Source organism: Arthrobacter sp. 9V (assembly GCF_902506065.1).
Taxonomy (GTDB): domain Bacteria; phylum Actinomycetota; class Actinomycetes; order Actinomycetales; family Micrococcaceae; genus Arthrobacter.
Window position 1 is genome coordinate 1 of sequence record NZ_LR733006.1, and the last position, 1,323, is coordinate 1,323.

Below are 1,323 nucleotides of genomic sequence, written 5' to 3' on the forward strand. Positions count from 1 at the left end.
GTTCTGGTTCGAGCGCGCGAGAAGCGGGCCCGAAGCGTTCGCAATGCGGTCCATTCTCTTGCAGTCGCGGGGCTCGTGGAGACGTCAGCTGATGCGACTGCGCTCCACGATTTCACGCTCCTCAACGAAGTGGGGTACGACGTGGTGCGAGGCCATGAGGAGTACAAAGTGCCAAAGCGGGAACCGGTCTTCGCGCTCCCGGATGGGTTCCTGAGCGCTGGTTGGCTGCATGTGCTCGAAGACTCCGAAATTGCGCTCGTGTTGATGATTGCTTGCGGCGTCGGAGGGCTCCAGGAAGAGCAACGCCTCGTCATGCCCAGCGCCACAAGACTCCTGCGCTACGGGATTCATCGTGACGCCTTTTCATCGGCGCGCAAGACGCTTGAGTGGTTCGGGTTGCTCGACGTCGAGGAGTACCGACGCCACGAGGACGGCCGGGCAGAGGATATTGACCTGAGAGTTCACCGGCTTGGCCTGCTGCCCGAGGGCTTCAAGATGCCAGCCCTCCCGACAGTGATCGACGCCCTTGAACAGCAGCTGGAGCGAGCGTGAGGCCCGCTATTGAAAGGACGAGCCTAGAACGGCCCTAGATTGATCGGGCAAGCGAGACCCAGCTTTGGGGTGGTCGTGGTCCATGCTCGCGCGGCCGTGGAACGGATTCCCGATACCCGTGGAACACCCGTCGATACTGCGATCGGCGATCCGTGCCACCACTGGCATCCGCGAATAAGCCGAACACCACTTATCGGCGTCGAAGCAGCCACGCGACGACGACGTGTGGCGCGACTTTCCGGTCCGTTTCGGGGAGGTGCTGCCGCCGGAGACGGCCCGTCGAAGCGCTGACGGTCCCGCCCCGGGACACTGTTCGTCACCACGAACTCGGCGCGTAGTCCTTCAAGAAGACGCCGAACACGTCCTCGCCCGCTTCGCCCCGGACGATCGGGTCGTAGACACGGGCTGCCCCGTCGACCAGGTCGAGCGGCGCGTGGAAGCCCTCTTCGGCGAGCCGGACCTTCGTGGGGTGCGGCCGTTCGTCGGTGATCCACCCGGTGTCGACGCTCGTCATCAGGATGTTGTCCGTCTCGAACATCTCCTGCGCACTCGTGCGGGTGAGCATGTTCACGGCGGCCTTCGCCATGTTCGTGTGCGGGTGTCCCGGCCCCTTGTAGGCGCGGCCGAACACCCCTTCCATGGCGCTGACGTTCACCACGTAGGTGCGGCGTCCCGTGCTCGCGGCCATCGCGGGGCGGAGCTTCGAGATCAGGATGAACGGCGCCGTGGTGTTGGCCAGCTGGACCTCGAGCATCTCGAGCGGGTCGAACT

2 pseudogenes are annotated in these 1,323 nt (G+C 64.5%); one reads left to right on the forward strand and one right to left on the reverse strand.

The features are described 5' to 3' along the window. Nucleotides 1-552, forward strand: a pseudogene (locus tag BACI9J_RS23250) (hypothetical protein); the annotation flags it as partial. A gap of 316 nt (nucleotides 553-868) precedes the next feature. On the opposite strand, the pseudogene BACI9J_RS23255 reads toward BACI9J_RS23250, so the two are convergent. Beyond that, nucleotides 869-1,323 (reverse strand): annotated as a pseudogene (locus BACI9J_RS23255) (short-chain dehydrogenase); the annotation flags it as partial.